The sequence below is a fragment of the Oleiphilus sp. HI0067 genome (assembly GCF_001635735.1).
In genome coordinates, this window is record NZ_LWFI01001540.1 from 1 (window position 1) to 737 (window position 737).

General features: G+C 44.6%; 1 pseudogene. It reads left to right on the plus strand.

From position 1 onward, the window contains the following. Window positions 1-737 (plus strand): annotated as a pseudogene (gene carB / locus A3739_RS25140) (carbamoyl phosphate synthase large subunit); the annotation flags it as partial.

Here is a 737-nt window from a genome sequence, read left to right on the forward strand (position 1 = left end):
TGACTACGTAGTAACGAAGATCCCTCGTTTCACTTTTGAAAAATTCCCACAAGCGGATGCGACATTGACGACTCAGATGAAGTCGGTCGGTGAGGTGATGTCGATCGGACGTACTTTCCAAGAGTCATTCCAGAAAGCTATTCGTGGTTTAGAAGTTGGCTCTTATGGATTTGAGCCGATTCTTGATATCGCCTCGGATAATGCAATGGATACCTTGCGTGGTGAATTAAGCACGCCAAGCGCAGAGCGTATCTGGTATTTGGGTGATGCATTCCGTGCAGGTATGAGCATCGATGAGATTTATGGTCTAACTGGTATCGATCCTTGGTTCTTGGTTCAAATCGAAGACATCATTGAAGAAGAGCAAGTTGTTTCAAATATGATTCGCTCTGATCTTACTTCGGAAGCAGTGCGTCGATTGAAACGCAAAGGTTTCTCTGATCACCGTTTGGCATCATTGTTGGACTTGAGTGAAAAAGAAGTTCGTAATATTCGTCAAGACTTCGGTATCCGTCCAGTTTACAAGCGCGTTGATACCTGTGCTGCTGAGTTCTCGACTGCCACAGCGTATATGTACTCAAGTTATGAAGAAGAGTGTGAAGCGCAAACGTCTGATCGCGAGAAAATTGTTGTTATTGGCGGTGGTCCTAACCGTATTGGTCAAGGTATTGAGTTTGATTACTGTTGTGTACACGCTGCGCTTGCAATGCGTGAAGATGGCTATGAAACGATCATGA